Annotated in this window: 15 protein-coding genes; 9 read left to right on the top strand and 6 right to left on the bottom strand. The window is 71.8% G+C overall.

The genetic code is table 11. The annotated features are described in order from the left end of the window. Positions 1–24 precede the first annotated feature (24 nt). On the bottom strand, positions 25–249 hold the full coding sequence (locus tag AB0C46_RS19710; RefSeq protein ID WP_362829135.1) for a hypothetical protein: 225 nt from the start codon (positions 247–249) through the stop codon (positions 25–27). A gap of 272 nt (positions 250–521) precedes the next feature. Continuing rightward, a complete protein-coding gene (gene rpsT / locus AB0C46_RS19705; RefSeq protein WP_018088219.1) occupies positions 522–788 on the bottom strand; it encodes a 30S ribosomal protein S20 in 267 nt (88 codons plus the stop codon). Positions 789–1,261: 473 nt separating this feature from the next. Here rpsT and lepA point away from each other — a divergent pair, with 473 nt between their 5' ends. The 5 genes from lepA to AB0C46_RS19680 all read left to right on the top strand — a co-directional run bounded on the left by lepA (position 1,262) and on the right by AB0C46_RS19680 (position 9,715). After that, positions 1,262–3,136: a translation elongation factor 4 gene (gene lepA / locus AB0C46_RS19700; RefSeq protein WP_362829134.1), complete on the top strand. Its 1,875-nt coding sequence runs from the start codon at positions 1,262–1,264 to the stop codon at positions 3,134–3,136. A 322-nt stretch (positions 3,137–3,458) separates the two neighbouring features. Beyond that, complete coding sequence (locus tag AB0C46_RS19695) at positions 3,459–5,348, top strand: AMP-binding protein (protein WP_362829133.1); 1,890 nt, start codon at positions 3,459–3,461, stop codon at positions 5,346–5,348. 282 nt (positions 5,349–5,630) lie between these two features. Then, entirely contained in the window at positions 5,631–7,742 is a 2,112-nt protein-coding gene (locus AB0C46_RS19690; protein ID WP_362829131.1) for an ATP-binding SpoIIE family protein phosphatase, read from the top strand. A 52-nt stretch (positions 7,743–7,794) separates the two neighbouring features. Continuing rightward, positions 7,795–9,027, top strand: coding sequence for a radical SAM family heme chaperone HemW (gene hemW, locus AB0C46_RS19685; protein ID WP_362829130.1), 1,233 nt, complete (start codon positions 7,795–7,797; stop codon positions 9,025–9,027). Between the two features lie 103 nt (positions 9,028–9,130). After that, on the top strand, positions 9,131–9,715 hold the full coding sequence (locus AB0C46_RS19680) for a Uma2 family endonuclease (protein ID WP_362829128.1): 585 nt from the start codon (positions 9,131–9,133) through the stop codon (positions 9,713–9,715). Here AB0C46_RS19680 and AB0C46_RS19675 read toward each other — a convergent pair. After that, complete coding sequence (locus tag AB0C46_RS19675) at positions 9,693–10,526, bottom strand: DUF3097 domain-containing protein (RefSeq protein ID WP_362829127.1); 834 nt, start codon at positions 10,524–10,526, stop codon at positions 9,693–9,695. The two genes, AB0C46_RS19680 and AB0C46_RS19675, sit on opposite strands and share 23 nt — an antisense overlap. Before the next feature lie 32 nt (positions 10,527–10,558). Next, the gene (locus tag AB0C46_RS19670; RefSeq protein WP_362829125.1) at positions 10,559–11,293 is read right to left on the bottom strand and encodes an MBL fold metallo-hydrolase; all 735 of its coding nucleotides are present in this window, start codon (positions 11,291–11,293) and stop codon (positions 10,559–10,561) included. 194 nt (positions 11,294–11,487) lie between these two features. Between AB0C46_RS19670 and hrcA the strand changes: the two genes are divergently transcribed. From hrcA to AB0C46_RS19650, 4 genes are all read left to right on the top strand, one after another. After that, positions 11,488–12,504 (top strand): heat-inducible transcriptional repressor HrcA, encoded by a 1,017-nt coding sequence (hrcA, locus tag AB0C46_RS19665; RefSeq protein WP_362829124.1) that lies wholly within the window; start codon positions 11,488–11,490, stop codon positions 12,502–12,504. Next, entirely contained in the window at positions 12,505–13,641 is a 1,137-nt protein-coding gene (dnaJ, locus tag AB0C46_RS19660) for a molecular chaperone DnaJ (RefSeq protein ID WP_362829123.1), read from the top strand. Between the two features lie 96 nt (positions 13,642–13,737). Beyond that, positions 13,738–14,826 (top strand): nitronate monooxygenase, encoded by a 1,089-nt coding sequence (locus AB0C46_RS19655; protein WP_362829122.1) that lies wholly within the window; start codon positions 13,738–13,740, stop codon positions 14,824–14,826. Continuing rightward, on the top strand, positions 14,823–15,566 hold the full coding sequence (locus AB0C46_RS19650) for a 16S rRNA (uracil(1498)-N(3))-methyltransferase (RefSeq protein ID WP_362829121.1): 744 nt from the start codon (positions 14,823–14,825) through the stop codon (positions 15,564–15,566). The genes AB0C46_RS19655 and AB0C46_RS19650 overlap by 4 nt, the downstream gene beginning before the upstream one ends. A 362-nt stretch (positions 15,567–15,928) precedes the next feature. On the opposite strand, the gene AB0C46_RS19645 is transcribed toward AB0C46_RS19650, so the two are convergent. Together AB0C46_RS19645 and AB0C46_RS19640 are read right to left on the bottom strand one after the other, a co-directional pair. Beyond that, entirely contained in the window at positions 15,929–18,430 is a 2,502-nt protein-coding gene (locus AB0C46_RS19645; RefSeq protein WP_362829119.1) for a hypothetical protein, read from the bottom strand. A gap of 201 nt (positions 18,431–18,631) precedes the next feature. Beyond that, complete coding sequence (locus AB0C46_RS19640) at positions 18,632–19,060, bottom strand: OsmC family protein (RefSeq protein ID WP_362829118.1); 429 nt, start codon at positions 19,058–19,060, stop codon at positions 18,632–18,634. Positions 19,061–19,465: the final 405 nt, after the last annotated feature.

Below are 19,465 nucleotides of genomic sequence, written 5' to 3'. Positions count from 1 at the left end.
CGGCGAGCAGTCCGAGCCCCCTTGTTACGGGATTTCCTTGCGGGCTTTGCCGTGAAATGTGCTGTGGGATTTGTTGTGGATGCGCTTGTTGCTGTGGTGACAGGCGCCGCCGACGGAATCCGCCGACAGAACCCGCGGACGGAACCCGCCGATAAACGCCAGGTCGACGAAAGGCAGGCCGATAAGCACCCCGACAAGCACCCCGGCAAACAACCGACGAAGCCCGGCAGCGGCCTGCCCCCCCACCACGACAAAAGGCCCCGCCTCACCCCTGGGGAAGGGGTGAGGCGGGGCCTCTGTATCAAGCTTTGCGGCTTCGTCGGCGGTGGTGACCGCCGGGTGAGCCGGGGTGCGCCGCACCCGCGTGGCGAACGCAGGCCGTGTGCGGCGCGGTGGTGCACCGGTCAGGGAGCGGAGAGAGGGGCCGCTGGGTCCCTGTCGGCAGGGTTACTGCTCTGGTACTGCGGTGGTGGGACGAAGATCAGGCCTGGACAGGCCGAGGACCTTCTTCCGTCGGAAGGTCAGCCCTTGAGGGACGCGACCTTCTTCGCCAGCGCCGACTTCTTGTTGGCGGCGGCGTTCTTGTGGATGACACCCTTGCTGACGGCCTTGTCGAGCGTCTTGGCAGCGGCGGCCTGGGCGGTGGTGGCCTTCTGCAGGTCACCGGCCTCCACGGCCTCGCGGGTGCGACGGATCGCGGTCTTCAGAGTGGACTTGACAGCCTTGTTGCGCTGACGAGCCTTCTCGTTGGTCTTGATCCGCTTCATCTGGGACTTGATGTTCGCCACGAAAGAGCCTTTTCAGGTTCGTTGGAGTTTCGAGTGGCGCCTCGTACGAGAGAGGGCACGAAGCGCAGTGGACCAGGCTACCAGCACGGTCTACGGCCTCCCAAACCGGACCGGACCCACCGCCCGGCCACTGCCGGACCCACCGCCCGGCCACCGCCGGAGCAGCCGGCCACCGCCCGCCCCCGAGCTGCCGAAGCCGCCCGCCCCCATACCGCCCGGCCCGCCCGTACCCGGCCCCGGAGCCCGCCCGTTCCTGTCCCCTGAGCCGCCCTCCCCCAGGCCCCCCGGCCCGCCCGCACCCGCCCCCGGAGCCCGCCCGTTCCCTGCCCCCGGAACCGCCAGGCCCCCGCCCCGCCCCGCCCGATTCCGCCTCTGCCCCGCCCAAACCGGACCGAGTCCCTCGCTCATGGGACGATGGGGGAGACGTCACATACCCGAGTCCCGCCTACCCGCGTTCACTGAATGGACCCTGCGTGCCCGCGACCCCTACGAACGTGCCGGAGCCGAGCCGTACCGATCCGGCCCTCCTCCGTAACTTCTGCATCATCGCGCACATCGACCACGGCAAGTCGACGCTCGCCGACCGGATGCTCCAGCTCACCGGTGTCGTCGACCAGCGGCAGATGCGCGCGCAGTACCTCGACCGCATGGACATCGAGCGCGAGCGCGGCATCACGATCAAGTCCCAGGCGGTCCGGCTGCCCTGGGATCCCTCCGAGGGTGAAGAGGGAAGTGGCACGACCCACGTCCTCAACATGATCGACACCCCGGGCCACGTCGACTTCACCTACGAGGTCTCGCGCTCGCTCGCCGCGTGCGAGGGCTGCATCCTCCTCGTCGACGCCGCTCAGGGGATCGAGGCCCAGACCCTCGCCAACCTCTACCTGGCGATGGAGCACGACCTCACGATCATCCCCGTCCTCAACAAGATCGATCTGCCGGCCGCGCAGCCCGAGAAGTTCGCCGCCGAGCTGGCCAATCTGGTCGGCTGCGAGCCCGAGGATGTGCTGAGGGTCTCCGCCAAGACCGGCGTCGGCGTTCCCGAGCTGCTGGACAAGGTCGTCCGCGAGGTGCCGGCCCCGGTCGGCGTCAAGGACGCCCCCGCCCGCGCGATGATCTTCGACTCGGTCTACGACGCCTACCGCGGTGTCGTGACCTACGTGAAGGTCGTCGACGGCACGCTCCGCAAGCGCGAGCGCATCAGGATGATGTCGACCGGCGCGACGCACGAGCTGCTGGAAATCGGTACGAACTCCCCGGAGATGAAGGCTGCCGACGGTCTGTCCGTCGGTGAGGTCGGCTATCTGATCACCGGTGTGAAGGACGTCCGGCAGTCCAAGGTGGGTGACACGATCACCCAGCTCAACAAGGGTGCCGAGGAGCCGCTGGGCGGCTACAAGGACCCCAAGCCGATGGTGTTCTCCGGCCTGTACCCCCTGGACGGCTCGGACTACCCGGAGCTGCGCGACGCACTGGACAAGCTGCAGCTCAACGACGCCGCGCTGGTCTACGAACCGGAGACCTCCGCGGCCCTGGGCTTCGGCTTCCGCGTCGGCTTCCTGGGCCTGCTGCACCTGGAGGTCATCCGCGAGCGTCTGGAGCGCGAGTTCGGCCTCGAACTCATCGCCACCGCGCCGAACGTGGTCTACCGCGTCGACATGGAGGACGGGGTCGAGCACGAGGTCACCAACCCGAGCGAGTTCCCGACGGGCAAGATCGACCAGGTGCACGAGCCGGTCGTCCGGGCCACGATCCTGGCGCCCAGCGAGTTCATCGGCGCGATCATGGAGCTGTGCCAGAACCGCCGCGGCAACCTCCTCGGCATGGACTACCTCTCCGAGGACCGTGTGGAGATCCGCTACACGCTGCCGCTCGCCGAGGTCGTCTTCGACTTCTTCGACCAGCTCAAGTCCAAGACCCGTGGCTATGCCTCGCTGGACTACGAGCCCACCGGCGAGCAGACCGCCGACCTGGTCAAGGTCGACATCCTGCTGCACGGCGACAAGGTCGACGCCTTCTCCGCGATCTGCCACAAGGACAAGGCGTACGCGTACGGCGTGCGGCTGGTCGCCAAGCTGCGGGAGCTGATCCCGCGGCAGAGCTTCGAGGTGCCGATCCAGGCCGCCATCGGCAGCCGGGTCATCGCCCGTGAGACGGTCCGCGCCATCCGCAAGGACGTCCTCGCCAAGTGCTACGGCGGTGACATCTCCCGTAAGCGGAAGCTGCTGGAGAAGCAGAAGGAAGGCAAGAAGCGGATGAAGATGGTCGGCAGCGTGGAGGTCCCGCAGGAGGCCTTCATCGCGGTGCTGTCCTCGGACTCCGACGGTGACGCGAAGGCGAAGAAGTAGCGCGTAGCCGGTGACGGTGGCGGCAGGGCGCCGGTCCCCAGGGAGGGGCCGGCGCCCTGCCGGCTTTCCGGCTGCGCCCCGGGATGAACGCGCAGCACGGCGCCCGGGGTGGCGTGATGGGTCCGCCGGGTGTGATCTGGTGTGGGTGACCGGCGCGGCTCGCTATCGGACATTGCGCGTGCTACGTACACCTATCGCACTGGTCACATCGTGAACCAGTAGGTCGCAGCCCCTTACGTGTCGGCGGATCGCGCTCTAGTCTGATCACTGCTCAAAGGTTACTCGCGAGTCACCAGCAACGAAGCGGGCCCCGGAGGACGCCGTGACGGACACCCACACGCTGATCGAAAACCGGCCGCCTTCGGTGGCACACCTCTTCCTGGAGCGGGTCGCGGCCACGCCCGATATCGAGGCCTATCGCTATCCGGTCCCCGCGGCCTCAGGGCAGGGCGCGGACGACTGGAAGGTGATCAGCTGGTCCCAGGCCGCGGAGCGGGTCTACGCCGTGGCCGCCGGGCTCATCGCGCTCGGCGTACGCCCCGAGGAGCGGGTGGCGCTGGCCGCCAACACCCGCGTCGAGTGGATCCTCGCCGACCTCGGGGTGCTCTGCTCCGGCGCCGCCACCACCACGGTCTACCCCAGCACCAACGCCGAGGAGACCGCCTACATCCTGTCCGACTCCGGCAGCCGGGTACTGATCGCGGAGGACGCCGGACAGCTCGCCAAGGCCCGCGCGCAGCGGGCGGAGCTGCCCGAGCTCGCGCATGTCGTGGTCATCGACGAGGCCGGCGCGGAGCCCGTCGAGGGTGACCCGGAGGGCTGGGTGCTCACCCTCGCCGAGCTGGAGAAGCGCGGCACCGCCTATCTGGAGGAACACCCGGAGTGCGTCAGGGAGCGGGTCGCCGACCTGCGCGCCGACCAGTTGGCGACACTCATCTACACCTCCGGTACCACCGGCCGTCCCAAGGGCGTCCGGCTGCCGCACGACTGCTGGTCGTACATGGCCCGCGCGATCCAGTCGACGGGCCTGGTCCATGAGGAGGATGTGCAGTACCTCTGGCTGCCGCTGGCGCATGTCTTCGGCAAGGTGCTCACCGCCGGCCAGATCGCGACCGGCCAGGTGATCGCCGTGGACGGCCGGGTCGACAAGATCATCGAGAATCTGCCGGTCGTCCGGCCCACCTACATGGCGGCCGTGCCGCGGATCTTCGAGAAGGTCTACAACGGTGTCGCGGCCAAGGCCCGGGCGGGCGGCGCCGCCAGGTACAAGATCTTCCAGTGGGCGGCCGAGGTGGCCCGCGAGTACGCCAAGGTCTCCCAGGACAACTTCCGCCGCACCGGCAGCACCTCGGTGCCGTTCGCGCTCGGCGCCAAGCACAAGATCGCCGACGCCCTGGTGTACACCAAGCTGCGGGAGGCGTTCGGCGGCCGGCTGCGCGCCGCGGTCTCCGGCTCGGCCGCGCTCTCGCCCGAGATCGGCTACTTCTTCTCCGGCGCCGGCATCCACATCCTGGAGGGCTACGGCCTGACGGAGTCCAGCGCCGCCAGCTTCGTCAACCCCGGTGAGGCCTACCGCACCGGAACGGTCGGCAAGCCGCTGCCCGGAACCGAGGTGCGGATCGCCGAGGACGGCGAGATCCTGCTGCGCGGCCCCGGCATCATGGAGGGCTACCACGGCCTGCCCGACAAGACCGCCGAGGTCCTGGAGGAGGACGGCTGGTTCCACACCGGCGACATCGGCGAGCTCTCCCCGGACGGCTATCTGCGGATCACCGACCGCAAGAAGGACCTGATCAAGACCTCGGGCGGCAAGTACATCGCACCGGCCGAGGTGGAGGGCCAGTTCAAGGCGGTCTGTCCGTTCGTCTCCAATGTGCTGGTGCACGGCGCCAACCGGAACTTCTGCACCGCGCTGATCGCCCTCGACGAGCCGACCATCATGACCTGGGCGAAGGAGCACGGCCTCGGCGGCAAGGACTACGCCGGGGTCGTCGCCACCGACCAGGTCCGGGAGCTGATCGACGGCTATGTCGAGCGGGTCAACGAGGGGCTGCAGCGCTGGCAGCAGATCCGCAAGTTCCGGCTGCTGCCGCGTGACCTGGACATCGAGCACGGCGAGGTGACCCCCAGCCTCAAGATCAAGCGGCCGGTGGTGGAGCGGACGTTCAAGGACCTGCTCGACGAGATGTACGCGGGGGCGCGCGAGGCGTAGCCGTACGGCGCGGCGGTACGGGCGAGCCCGGTCGGCTCACCCGTCACGCCGTGCCCGTACGGGTGAGATGCGGCCGCCGCGGGAACCACCGCGGCGGCCCGAGCCGTCCCTGCCGGTTCCTCGGGCCCGTCCTTCGTGCGTCGGCCAACTCCCGCGGCGCGTCAGCCGAATTGGTGGCCGCGACCACCCACTTCTGTGACTCAGTGCTTATGGCTGCGCTCGTTCTGTCACGCTGTCGTTGGCGCATCCGGCGCTGTAGCGGAGCTGCTCGGGAGTTGCTCAATGAGGACGACAACTTCGTCTCCACGGGACGACGACGTCACGGCGGCGCGCGCGACGATGACGGACGGGTTCCCCGGCGGACCCGCGGCCGGGCCTGCCGACGGACCCGCCGCCCGTTCCCGTCGGGCCAGCCTGCCCGGTGATCCGCAGGCCGCTGCCGCCGCCCGGCGCTTCGTCCGGGCCACCTTCGCCGACTGGACCGGCCGGCGGCTGGCCGGCGCGGAGGGCCTGACCGACCGGCTCGCGGACGAAGCGGTGCTGCTGGTCAGCGAGTTGGTCACGAACGCGGTCGTGCACGCGGGCACCACCGTCGAACTGCGCTGCCGGCTGGACCCGGCGGCCGGGCGGGACGGGGGCGCGGAGCCACACCGGGGGCGCAGTGGGGAGCCGTGCGAGGCACCGCACCCGGAAGCGGCCGCCACCCCGGGAGCCGGCGCCGACGGCGCATCCGGCCCCGGCATCGTCATCGAGGTCTCCGACCACCACCCCACCCAGCCGGTCCGCGCCCGTGCGGAGAGCGCCGCATCCGAGAACGGCGGGCACGGGCTGCAGCTGATCAGCGCGGTCGCCGAATCCTGGGGCGTCACCTACCGCCGGGCCATGAAGACCGTGTGGTTCCGGCTGCCCGTGGGGGCCGCGGACGCCGCCGGATGGCCCGAGCCGGAGTTCACCCTCGACCATCAGCTGCTGCAGCGCGAGCTGCGGGCCGCCGAGCTCCTGGCCCCGGCACCGCGCCGGGCCGCCCGGCCGGAACCCGGCACCGGCCGGGTCGACAACGGCGCCCTCTCCTTCCTCGCCGAGGCCTCCGATCTGCTCTCCGCCCAGCTCGACGCCGACCAAGTCGCCGCGCTCGCCGCCCAGTTGATCGTGCCCCGGCTCGCCGAATGGTGTGCGGTGTGGCTGTACGACGGCGACAGCGGCGCCCCCGGCCGGGGCATCGCCCAGGCCGGCGACGAGCAGCGGCTCGCCGGCGTCTGGCACACCAGCGAGAGCCGGATCGATGCGCTGCGTACCGCACTGGAGAAGCAGCCGCCGGAACTCCCCGGTGGCGCGTCCGGCAGCGCACCGGGAGCCGTTCCCTGGCCCTGGCCGTACGAACCGGGCGGCTACGGCCCCGGCGGCGCCGCGCTGGCCTGCCCCCTGGTCGCCGGCAGCCGGCGGCTCGGCACCCTGCTGCTCGGCCTGGGCGGACTGCCGCACTTCCCCGACGAGGCGGTCGGGCTGATCGAGGACCTGTGCCGCCGGGTCGCCCGCGCAGTCGCCACCGCCCGCGCCTACAGCCGCCAGGAGCGCATCAGCCAGGTCCTGCAGCGCCGGCTGCTGCCCCGGGGGCGGGCGCGGGTGCCCGGGGTGGAGTCGGCAGTGGTCTATGAGCCGCGCGAGGGTGCCTGGGCGGGCGGCGACTTCTGGGACCTCTTCGACGCCGGGGACGGCCGCTGGTGCTTCGCGCTCGGCGACGTCTGCGGCAGCGGCCCCGAGGCGGCCGCGGTGACCGGGCTGGCCCGGCCGGTGCTGCGGCTGCTGGCCCGCGACGGCTTCGGTGTCGCGGCGGTGCTCGACCGGCTCAACAAGACCATGGCACGGGAGGCCGCGGACTCGGTCGCGGCGGTCGCGGCGGCGGTTGCGGCGGCCGGCGCCGGGGCGGAGGCACCGGTCGAGATCCGCGAGGAGGGCGAACAGGCCCGCTTCCTGTCTTTGCTCTACGGCGAGATCGTCCCCTACCCCGACTCCGGCGGCGCCCGCTGCACCCTCGCCAGCGCCGGCCATCCGCTGCCGCTGGTGCTGGGCACGGACGGCGCGGTCCGGGTCGTCGCGGCGCCGCAGATGCTGCTGGGGGTGGTCGAGGACGCGGCGTACGTAAGTGAATCGTTTGACCTCTGCCCAGGGGAGACGCTGCTGTGTGTCACCGACGGGGTGACCGAGCGGCGCTCGGGGCGGCGGCTCTTCGACGACGAGGACGGACTGGCCACCGCGCTCGCCGCGGGCGCCGGCCTGGGTGCCACCGCCCTCGCGGACCACATCCGCAGCACCGTCCACGCCTTCGGCCCCACCCCGCCCGACGACGACCTGGCCCTGCTGGTCCTGCAGGCCTCGGGGCACGGGGTGTCCTGAGGCACAGCGGCGCCGGACGGGTACCGCCCCGCCATGACGGACAATGGTTCCCATGCCTTCCGCACTGCCTGATGGTGAGCCGATGCCCGAGGACGGGGCGCTGCCCGGTCATACGCCGGCCGATGCCGCCGGACGCCCCCTCGGCTTCTATCTGCATGTGCCCTACTGCGCGACCCGCTGCGGCTACTGCGACTTCAACACCTACACCGCGAGCGAGCTGCGCGGTTCCGGCGGCGCACTGGCCTCGCGGGACAACTACGCCGACACCGTCGTGGAGGAGATCCGGCTGGCCCGCAAGGTGCTGGGCGACGATCCGCGCCCGGTCGAGACGGTCTTCGTCGGCGGGGGCACCCCGACCCTGCTGCCCGCCGCCGATCTCGGCCGGATGCTGGCCGCGATCCGCGAGGAATTCGGCCTCGCGGATGGCGCGGAGATCACCACCGAGGCCAACCCGGAGTCCGTCGGCCCCCGCTACCTCGACGAACTGCGCGCGGGCGGCTTCAACCGCGTCTCCTTCGGCATGCAGAGCGCCCGGCAGCACGTCCTGAAGATCCTCGACCGTACGCACACCCCGGGCCGCCCCGAGGCCTGTGTCGCCGAGGCCCGCGCGGCCGGCTTCGCGCACGTCAACCTCGATCTGATCTACGGCACCCCGGGCGAGACCGACGACGACTGGCGGGCCTCCCTCGACGCCGCGATCGGCGCCGGCCCCGACCATGTCTCCGCCTACGCCCTGATCGTCGAGGAGGGCACCCAGCTGGCCCGCCGGATCCGCCGCGGCGAGGTCCCGATGACCGACGACGATGTGCACGCCGACCGCTACCTCATCACCGACGAACGCCTCGCCGCGGCCGGTTTCACCTGGTACGAGGTCTCCAACTGGGCGACCACCGACGCCGCCCGCTGCCGCCACAACGAGCTCTACTGGACCGGCGCCGACTGGTGGGGCGCCGGCCCCGGCGCCCACAGCCACGTCGGCGGCGTCCGCTGGTGGAACGTCAAACACCCCGGTGCCTACGCCCAGGCCCTCAGCGAGGGCCGCTCCCCGGGCGCCGGCCGGGAGCTCCTGTCGGCCGAGGACCGCCGGGTCGAACGCATCCTCCTGGAGCTGCGGCTGGCCGACGGCTGCCCGCTGGACATCCTCGCCCCGGCGGGCGCGCGGGCGGCGGCGCGGGCGCTGGCGGACGGGCTGCTGGCGGCCGCTCCGTACGAGGCGGGCCGGGCCGTGCTGACGCTCCGGGGACGGCTGCTGGCGGACGCGGTGGTGCGGGATCTGGTGGACTGAGAACGTGCAGTCCTCGAACGAGTGAACCGATGCGAAGGGCCTGTGGGCCCGCCTAGGCTGCTCCTAGCCTGTGCCGTATACACGGCGACGGGAAACGGAGGCCATGGAGATGACCGCTGTGGATGAACGCCGGATGACGGAGCTCTTCGAGAACCTTGAGGTTCCCGAGGGCATCAAGATGGAGCTCCTCCGGGGGGAAATCGTGATGATGGCAGGGCCTGATCTGGTCCACAACCGGATCGTTCGATCCGTGGCGCTGCAGCTTCCCAGCGACCGCTGGGAATGGCTGATGACCCAGGACATCGACATTCTGAGCGAGCAGAGTGAACCGGTGCCCGATCTCGTGGTGCTGAAAAGCGACGCCGGACCGGAGTCCGGGCGGCTGCTGCCGTCCGAAGTGGTCACGATGCTCGTCGAAGTCGTCTCCAAGAACAGCGTGGACCGGGACTACGGAATCAAGCGCTCGATCTACGCCGCGGGCAAGGTGCCCGCCTACCTGATCATCGATCCCATCGTGGCCCACTGCGTCCTGCTCACCGAACCTGTCGGCGGCGGTGATGAGGCCGACTACAGGGTCCAGCGGATCACCAAGTTCGGCGACTCCGTGCCGCTGGACCTGCTCGAGCTGGAGCTGGACACCGGCGAGTTCGGGACGCTCCCCGGGGTCAGGCCGCACCGCCGGCCGTGACGAAGTCGATCAACTCCTCCACCCTCCCCAGCAGCGCCGGCTCCAGGTCCTTGTAGGACCGCACGCAGGACAGGATCCGCTGCCAGGCGGCCCCCGTGTTCTCCGGCCAGCCCAGGGCCCGGCACACGCCCGTCTTCCAGTCCTGGCCGCGCGGGACGGACGGCCAGGCCGGGATGCCGACCGAGGACGGCTTCACCGCCTCCCAGACGTCGATGTAGGGGTGGCCCACCACCAGCGCATGATCACCGGTCACCTCGGCCGCGATACGGGACTCCTTCGAGCCGGGCACGAGATGGTCGACGAGGACGCCGAGGCGGGCGTCCGGGCCGGGGGCGAAGCCGCGGACGATCGCCGGCAGGTCGTCGATGCCCTCCAGGTACTCCACGACGACGCCCTCGATGCGCAGGTCGTCGCCCCACACCCGCTCCACCAGCTCGGCGTCGTGCCGGCCCTCCACATAGATGCGCCCGGCGCGGGCGACCCGCGCGCGGGCGCCGGGCACGGCCAGCGACCCGGACGCCGTACGCGCCGGAGCGGTGGCCGCCGGCCTGCCCTGGGGGCGTACGAGCGTGACCACCCGCCCCTCCAGGAGGAAGCCGCGAGGCTCCATGGGGAAGACGCGGTGCTTGCCGAAGCGGTCCTCCAGGGTGACCGTCGGGCCCTGTGCCGTCTTCTCGCAGCGGATCACCGCGCCGCAGAAACCCGAGGTGACCTCCTCGACGACCAGATCGGGATCGGCGGGTACCTCGGGCGCGGGGCGCTGCTTCTTCCACGGCGCGGTGAGGTCGGGGCTGTAGCGCTTGCTCTGCATGGGGGCCTGTCCGTCGGGTGAGCGGGCGGTGGTCAGGAGGGGGCGACGCCGAAGCGGGCGGCGAGGGCGTCCCGTTGGGCGCGGACGAAACGGGCGTCCACCACGGCGCCATGGCCGGGCACATACCGCGCGTGCTCGCCGCCGAGGGCCAGCAGCCGGTCCAGGGCGCCGGGCCACCGCTGCGGCAGCGCGTCCGGGCCCGCCTGGGGTTCGCCGGACTCCTCGACCAGATCGCCGCAGAAGACGATCTCCGGGGACCCGCCCCGGCCCGGTACCAGGACCGCCAGATCGTGGGCCGTGTGACCGGGACCGACATTGGCGAGCAGCACCTGCCGGTCGCCGAGCTCGACGGTCAGCTGGTCGTGGACGTGGTGGTGCGGGGCGACCAGCAGATCGGCGGCCTCGGCGGCCGCGTCGCGGTCGACGCCGTGCCGTATCGCGTCGTGCCGCAGCTCGTCTTTGCCGCGGCGCAGCAGCTCGCCCAGTCCGGCCGCGCCGAAAACCTCGACGCCCGCGAAGGCGGCGGTGCCCAGGACATGATCGAAATGGGGGTGGGTGAGCGCGATATGCGTCACTTCCCGGCCGAGCACACCGCGGATCGCGCGCCGCAGATCCGCGCCGTCGCGCAGGGTCGCTCCGGTGTCGACGATCATGACGCCGGCCGTCCCCGCGATCACCCCGATCGTCTCGTCCCACCTCGGCATCCGGCGTCTGGCGACACCGTCACCGAGCTGTTCCCAACCGGCCTCTTCCCAAGCACTGTGCATACCGAGACGCTAGCGCCATCGCGATAGCGTTGCCCGACAGATCGGCCGAACACGGTCATCGGGCGGGTGCTGTGCGCGGCTGCCCTTGCCGTGTCCGTGCTACTCGGCCGTACACTGGCTCCGGGTCTGGCACTCGGCCCGTGTGAGTGCCAGGAGAGTCGAGACGGCGGACGGCCGGACTGGAGGTGCGCGGGATGCTCAGCGAACGCAGGCTCGAAGTGCTGCGCGCCATCGTCCAGGATTATGTGGGGACGGAGGAGCCGGTCGGCTCCAAGGCCCTCACCGAACGCCATCAGCTCGGCGTCTCCCCGGCCACCATCCGCAACGACATGGCGGCCCTGGAGGACGAGGGTTTCATCGCCCAGCCGCACACGAGTGCCGGGCGGATCCCGACCGACAAGGGCTATCGCCTGTTCGTCGACAAGCTGGCCGGTGTGAAGCCGCTGTCCAGCCCGGAGCGGCGGGCGATCCAGAATTTCCTCGACGGCGCCGTCGACCTCGACGACGTGGTGGGCCGCACGGTCCGCCTGCTGGCGCAGCTGACCCGGCAGGTCGCGGTCGTGCAGTACCCGTCCCTGACCCGGTCCACGGTCCGGCATGTCGAGCTGCTGGCCCTGGCCCCGGCCCGGCTGATGCTGGTGCTGATCACGGACACCGGGCGGGTCGAGCAGCGGCTCATCGACTGCCAGGCACCGTTCGGCGAGACCTCCCTGGCGGATCTGCGGGCCCGGCTCAACAGCCGGGTCGTGGGGCGCCGGTTCGCGGATGTGCCGCAGTTGGTGCAGGATCTCCCGGAGTCCTTCGAGCAGGACGACCGCGGCACGGTCTCGACAGTGCTGGCGGTGTTGCTGGAAACTCTGGTGGAGGAGACCGAAGAGCGGCTGATGATCGGCGGTACCGCCAATCTCACGCGCTTCGGGCATGACTTCCCGCTGACCATCCGGCCGGTGCTGGAGGCCCTTGAGGAGCATGTGGTGATGCTCAAGCTGCTCGGGGAGGCCAAGGACTCGGGCATGACCGTACGTATCGGGCATGAGAATGCCCACGAAGGCCTGGCGTCCACATCGGTCGTCACGGTCGGCTACGGTTCGGGCGACGAGGCAGTCGCCAAACTCGGCGTGGTCGGACCGACCCGCATGGACTACCCCGGAACGATGGGAGCGGTACGCGCAGTGGCACGTTACGTCGGACAAATCCTCGCGGAGTCGTAAGTGGCCACGGATTACTACTCGGTCCTCGGCATCGGACGCGACGCCTCGCAGGACCAGATCAAGAAGGCCTTCCGTCGGCTGGCGCGCGAGCTGCACCCGGACGTGAACCCGGATCCCAAGACCCAGGAGCGGTTCAAGGAGATCAACGCCGCTTACGAGGTCCTCTCGGACCCGCAGAAGAAGCAGGTCTACGACCTCGGCGGCGACCCCCTCTCGCAGGCGGGCGGCGGTCAGGGCGCGGGCGGCTTCGGCGCCGGCTTCGGCAACTTCTCCGACATCATGGACGCGTTCTTCGGCACCGCGTCGCAGCGCGGGCCGCGCTCGCGCACCCGCCGCGGCCAGGACGCCATGATCCGGCTCGATGTCGAACTCAACGAAGCGGCCTTCGGCACGACCAAGGACCTCCAGGTCGACACCGCCGTCGTCTGTACGACGTGCAGCGGCGAGGGTGCGGCGCCGGGTACCTCGGCGCAGACCTGTGACATGTGCCGCGGCCGCGGTGAGGTCTCGCAGGTCACCCGGTCGTTCCTGGGCCAGGTCATGACCTCGCGGCCGTGCCCGCAGTGCCAGGGCTTCGGCACGGTCGTGCCGACGCCGTGCCACGAGTGCGCGGGCGACGGACGCATCCGCTCCCGCCGCACGCTGACCGTCAAGATCCCGGCCGGTGTCGACAACGGCACCCGCATCCAGCTCGCGGGCGAGGGCGAGGTCGGCCCCGGCGGCGGCCCCGCCGGTGATCTCTACGTGGAGATCCACGAGCTGCCGCACGCGGTCTTCCAGCGGCGCGGCGACGATCTGCACTGCACGGTCACCATCCCGATGACAGCGGCGGCGCTGGGCACGAAGTGCCCGCTGGAGACGCTGGACGGGGTGGAGGAGATCGATGTCCGGCCCGGTACCCAGTCCGGCCAGTCGATCCCGCTGCACCAGCGCGGTGTGACCCATCTGCGCGGCGGCGGCCGGGGCGACCTCATCGTCCATGTCGAGGTGCAGACGCCTTCCAAGCTCGACCCCGAGCAGGAGGAGGTGCTGCGGCGGCTGGCCAAGCTCCGCGGTGAGGAGCGGCCCACGGGGCAGTTCCAGCCGGGGCAGCAGGGGTTGTTCTCGCGTCTGAAGGATGCGTTCAACGGGCGATAGCCCAGGTCGGCCCGGGGGTCGCGGAGGTTCCCCGGGCCCGTTCGGCAGCCACCGCCCCGGTTCGGGGCGGTGGGGTGGGCGTGACACGATGTGCTCATGCCCACCGCACTGACCGATCTCTGCCGCTACCCGATCGTGCAGGCCCCGATGGCGGGAGGCGGCTCCGGACCCGAGCTGGCCGCCGCTGTCTGCGGCGCCGGCGGTCTCGGCTTCCTTGCCGCCGGCTACAAAACCGCCGACGGCATGTATCAGGAGATCAAACAGCTGCGGTCGCTGACCGACCGGCCTTTCGGCGTCAATCTCTTCATGCCGCAGCCCTCGCTGGCCGACAGCTCCGTCGTCGAGGTCTACCGCGAGCAGCTGGCCGGCGAGGTCACCTGGTACGAGACCGATCTGGGCGAAACCGACGGGCCCATCGACGACGGCTACGAGGCCAAGCTCGCGATACTGCGGGAGGACCCGGTGCCGGTGGTGTCCTTCACCTTCGGCTGCCCCTCGCGCGCCGTCCTCGACGCGTTCGCCAAGGTCGGTACGTACACCATCGTCACGGTCACCACCGCTGCCGAGGCGCAGGCCGCGCAGTGGTCGGGCGCGGACGCGGTGTGTGTGCAGGGCGTGGAGGCCGGCGGCCACCAGGGCACCCACCGGGACAATCCGCACGCGGACGGGACCGGCGCGGGGCTGGGACTGCTGGCGGCGCTCGGCCAGGTCCGTGAGGCCGTGCAGATTCCGATGATCGCCGCGGGCGGGCTGATGCGCGGGGCGCAGATCGCGGCCGTGCTGGCCGCCGGGGCGACCATGGCGCAGTTGGGCACCGCCTTCCTCGCCACCCCCGAGTCGGGCGCCAACCCGCTGCACAAGCAGGCACTGACCAACCCCCTGTTCACACATACGGAGTTGACCCGGGCGTTCTCCGGCCGGCCGGCCCGCGGGCTGGTGAACCGCTTCATGCGCGAGCACGGCCCGTACGCACCGGCCGCCTACCCGGCCGTCCACTACCTCACCTCCACCGTGCGCAAGGCCGCGGCCAAGGCGGGCGACGCCCAGGGCATGAACCTGTGGGCGGGGCAGGGGCACCGGCTGGCGCGCGAGCTGCCCGCCGGCCGGCTCGTGGAGGTCCTGGCGGTCGAACTGGACGCGGCACGCGCCGCGTTGAACCTCCCCGCCACCGGACACGCCTCATGACCGCGCCGGTCTTCCTCGTCGAGTCCCTCGCGGGCGCACGGGCCGGCGGCACGCTGACCCTGGACGGTCCCGAGGGCCGGCACGCGGTCTCGGTGCGGCGGCTGCGGGCCGGCGAGGAGGTCGTCCTGACGGACGGGCACGGCACCGGCGCGTACGGCACGGTCGCCGCCGTCGAGGGCAAGGACCGGCTCACCGTCGCGGTCACGGAGCTGCGCACCGAGGACCCGCCCGGTCCCACGATCACCGTCGTCCAGGCGCTTCCCAAGGGCGACCGCGGCGAGCTGGCCGTCGAGACGATGACCGAGACCGGGGTGGACGCCATCGTGCCCTGGCCGTCGGCGCGTTGTGTCACCCAGTGGAAGGGCGAGCGGACCGCCAAGTCGCTGGGCAAATGGCGCGCCACCGCCCGCGAGGCGGGCAAGCAGTCGCGCCGGCTGACCTTCCCCGAGGTCGCGGACCCGCTGACGACCAAGCAGGTGGCCGCGCTGCTCGCCGACGCCGACTTCGCGGCCGTCCTCCACGAGGAGGGCAGCGCGCCGCTCGCCACGGCCGAACTCCCCACCGAGGGCCGGATCGTGCTCGTCGTCGGCCCGGAAGGCGGTGTCTCCCCGGAGGAGCTCACCACCTTCGCCGAGGCCGGCGCCAGGCCCTACCGCCTGGGGACGACCGTTCTGCGCACCTCCACGGCAGGCACCGCGGCCCTCGCGCTGCTGCTGGGGCGTACGGGGCGCTGGAACTGAGCGCTCCGCTGCGCTTGGTTTCGGGCCCGCGTTTTTGGCTTTCCCGCCGTGGGGGTGCTCGGCGTTTGTTGCCCGCTGCGCGGTGCCCTCGCCGTGGCGCCGTGCGCTGTGCCTTTGCTTCGGCCTGCGTTTTCGGCTTTCCCGCCGTTGCGCCTGCGGCGGCCGGTCCGCTGCGCGGGGCTGTTGGGGTGCGGTGACGGGCCTCCGCGGGTGGGGTGCCGGACTGCTTCGCTTTACGTCCGGCACCCCACCCACTCCGGCCCGTCACCTCCCGTTGAGGGCGGGGGAAAGGCCGGTGGGGCTTTACGCAGGTGGTGCGGTGCGGCTCGTGGGGCGTGGAACGGGCTGCTGTCCCTCGGTGCTCAGGCCGGCGGTCGTACGATCGCGGCCGCTGTCGCGAACAGCTCTGTGAGGGTGCCGGCGAAGGTCGGTAGCAGCTGGAGACAGACGGCCCAGGCCTCGGGGTCGCTGCCCAGGTGTTCCGCGGTCAGCGCGGCCGCCCGCGTCCGCAGCTTCTGCCGGTCCGCCGGCCGGACGGCTGGCTGGTGTGCCTGCCGGTCCGAGGCGTTGAGCAGGCGGAGGAGGTGGGACAGGCCCTGGCGTGCGGGGGCGGCATGGGTCAGGACGTCCTCCGGGGCCAGCGTGCCGCGCCGGAGGGCTAGCTGGGGCCACGAGAGGTGGGAGCGGCCCAGCTCCGGGATGCTCGGCAGCAGCGCCAGCAGCAGCTCGCGTGGGCAGTCCGCGAGCTTCGCGAGGTCCTCGGCCGCACCGGGGGCCAGCGTGCCGGAGCGGTGCGCCGCGATCAGATCGGGCCAGGGGACGGGTATGCCTTCACCGGTGAGCTTGTGCGGCTGGTCACCGTCGTAGCCCGGCGCCTTGTTGAGGAACGCCAGCAGCTTCGCCGGGTCCTCCGCCGCGGCCCGGCGGGCGCGCAGCCGGTCCAGCCCGTCGGGGACGTCGAGGAGCTTCTCGGTCTGCCGGCGGAGGGTGACCGGGAGGCGGTCCATCGCCAGGATCTCGCGCACCGCGTCCGGGCCGCCGCGCTCCCACACGGCCACCAGCAGTCGCAGCCGGGCCGCCGGTATCCGCAGCTTCAGCCGCTCGACGATCGTGCGGGCCACGCCCAGGTCGCCGGACTCCAGGCCGGCGATGAGCCAGTGGCGGTAGTGGCTGAGGTGGGCCTCCCGCAGGACGTGGAGCAGCTCCTCGGGGACGGCACGGGTGCCGCCGCCGCGCAGCCGCCCGGCGAGCATCCGTTCCCGCTCCCGCTGGTCAATACCGCAGTGGAAGAACAGGTTGGCGTCCACCTGCGGTTCGTCGAGGTCGAGGAGGTACGCCAGCTTGTCGGGGGAGAGGGACGCGGAGGCGGCCTGCGCGGCCTGCGCCGACACCCCGTGGGCGGCGATCACCGCGTCCCGGACGGCCGGTGCCGGATCGCCGTGGACCAGGAGATGCTGCACGGCCCGCGGGTCGAAGTGCGGTACGACGGCGATCTGCGCCTCCTCGGAGGCGCACTGGAACAGGCCCAGGAACGCGGCCCGGGACGCCTCGGGGGGAGTGGCGGGGAACACCGCCTCCAGGGGGTGTGGCCAGGTGGTGCTGCGCTTTCTGGAGGATCCCGCCGAGGCGGCGTCGTCGATCAGCTCCGCGACGCTGCCCCGGGCCCGCCCTGTCCGGGCGTAGCACGTCAGCCAGTTGACCGGGTCCGTGCCGAGCCGGTCGAGCAGTCCGGCGAGGGCCTTGCGGGTCGGCTCGTGGTCGTACGGCAGCGCGCTCAGCACCTCCGTCGCCGGGGTCACTTCCGCCAGCACCCGGTCCACCGGCAGCCGGCCCGTACGGATGCCGCGCCCGAGGGCCTCGTCGAAGGGCACCTTGCCCGCCGCCGCCTCGGGCCCCACCAGCGCCTCGAAGGGCAGCCCGGCGGCGAGCCGTGTGGTGGTCCGGGGTTCGTCGCGGAGGCACTCCATGACGAGGCCGTCGGGGCAGCCTTCCCACTTGACCAGCTGCAACAGCTGATTGGTGCGGGGGTATCCGCGGCGGTGCGGTGGCTCGGTCTCGAAGGGCCGACGGGCGTGCTCGCGCCGGACGAGTTCCCAGTCCAGGCCGGCGGGCCTCGCCACCGAGCTGACGCCGTTACGGATCAGCAGCAGGGCCCGCACCGGGGCGAGGGCCGTCCATTCACCGGCCGGGCGGCGCTCCCGCAGGAACGCCTCCGGATCGGCGTCGGCCGCGGCCGCCCGCATCAGGTCCAGCAGCTCCGGGCGCCCGAGATCGAAGTCCGGGGCCCGCTCGACCCCGTCGGCGAACGCCAGCAGCCCTTCACCGCCGGCGAGTTGTGCCAGGGCGATACAGGAGTCGAGGGCGACCGGCAGCGGCAGCAGCGCGGCCAGCTGGACCAGGGCGGAGGAGATCAGCTGAGGGAACGGGCCGGTCAGGGCGGGAAGGAGCTCGACGCCGGTCGCCTCCTCCTGGAGCAGCGGGACGAGGCCGGCCTCGTCCTCCCAGCGCGGGTCCGTGGGGTCGGCGGCGCGCAGAATCACCGCCAGCAGATCCGGAAGGTCCCGTGCGCGCTGCGTCCGTTGCGGAGCGGTGCGGTACCGCGCCCCCCACAGGGCGCGGGCGATCACCGGATCGCCGGTCTCCGCCGCCCGTATCAAGAACGCCTCGGGTTCGGTGTCCAGCGCGGCACGCAGCGCCGCGCCGCCCGGTCCGGTCACTGCCTCCACCGTCTCCTCCGGCAGCCCGAACCGGTCGGACAGCGCGGCCAGCAGCGCCGGACGCAGCCGCTCGGCGAGCGCATCGGCGATGTCCGGATCGGCGAGCCGCAGCGCCAGGCGGAGCACGGTGGGGGAACTGTGGGTCACGGGCGGGAATCCCTTCGCGGGGGCGGCGTGCGGCGGTCCACGGATCGGCACACCGGGCCGTTCCGCAGCAAGAAGATCGTGGCACAGCCCACTGACAACGCAGCGGTGCGCCGGACGCACCCTCAGGGCCCGCCCGGCGCACCGCCGTTCACGTACCGGGAACCGGCCCGGCCGGTCGTCCCGGTCGTCCCGGTTGTCCCGTCAGAGCAGCTCTGCCGCCAGCGTGATGTTCTTGACGCCTGCCAGCGCCTGGCTCACCGGGCAGTTGGCCTTGGCGTCCTGGGCCGCCGCCTGGAAGTCCTCCTCGGACAGGCCGGGAACGCGGGCCTTGACGGTCAGCGCGATGGCGGTGATGCCCTCACCGGGCTGGAAGGTGACATCGGCCTGGGTGTCCAGGGCCTCGACGGTGAACCCCTTGCCCGCCAGTCCGTGCGAGAAGGCCATGGAGTAGCAGGAGGAGTGGGCCGCCGCGATCAGTTCCTCGGGGCTGGTGACGCCGTTGGGCTGCTCCGCGCGGGCGGGCCAGTTCACGTCGTACGTACCGACCTTGGAGGACTCCAGGGCGACGGTGCCCTTGCCCTCCAGGAGGTTGCCTTCCCAGTGGGTCTTGGCGGTGCGCGTGGTTGCCATGGTGCAGAACTCCCGGTTGTGGGCGAAATCGGTTGTGCGCGCCAGCTTAGGGGGTGTCTCCCCGATCTCCGTGGGCCCGCGACGCCTGGCACCGCACCTCGCGGCGTTGTCGGATCATCCATACCCGTATGCCCAGTACGGGGACGACCCTCCGCCTTGCGATGCACGGCACCGGACGCCGCAGACTGATCCACGGAGATCGGGGAGACACCCCCTGGTGATCCCGGAGTCCGCGCCGTGCCGGTCCGCCGTCTGCCGGTGCGCCGCGGGGCGGGGCGGACCGGGGCGGGGCGGACCGGGCTGGGGCGGGCCCGTCCGACTCCCGGACGGGCCCGGCGGCGCCCTTCCGGTACCCGGCCGCCCCCGGTCGCTGCGATCCCGCGTGGGTGCCGCCCGGTAGCATCC

Source organism: Streptomyces sp. NPDC048637 (assembly GCF_040650675.1).
Classification (GTDB): domain Bacteria; phylum Actinomycetota; class Actinomycetes; order Streptomycetales; family Streptomycetaceae; genus Streptomyces.
The sequence above is the reverse complement of the archived record's forward strand: the minus strand, read 5'-3'. Positions and strand labels throughout refer to the sequence as shown.